Annotated in this window: 1 pseudogene; it reads right to left on the bottom strand. The window is 40.7% G+C overall.

Features of this window, described 5'->3' with window-relative positions:
• Positions 1 to 136 (bottom strand): annotated as a pseudogene (locus tag HC723_RS17210) (IS66 family transposase); the annotation flags it as partial.
• Positions 137 to 253 lie beyond the last annotated feature (117 nt).

The raw sequence follows: 253 nt of genomic DNA, 5'->3' as shown, positions 1-253 counted from the left end.
ATAAGGCAATATTTTTAACATGTGGGAGTGCCGCCTCTGGTGAGTCTGCCCCTGAACAGTAGAGCCACATATAACACTTTTTATCTTCTTTGAGCACGTTGAGCGGCGTTTCATCTGCCTGCACCACACTTTTCTCAGATATCAGTGTTTTTACCATCGCTTGTAGCTCGGCAATATTTTGACTTTCTGGGTTGATATCTGGCGTCTTTTTCATGATATTTATTATACTAAATATCATGCCATTAATGCTTGG

Origin of the sequence: Vibrio sp. S11_S32, from assembly GCF_014694465.1 — a bacterium.
Classification (GTDB): Bacteria; Pseudomonadota; Gammaproteobacteria; order Enterobacterales; family Vibrionaceae; genus Vibrio; species Vibrio algicola.
This window is presented reverse-complemented; position numbering and strand designations above follow the sequence as displayed.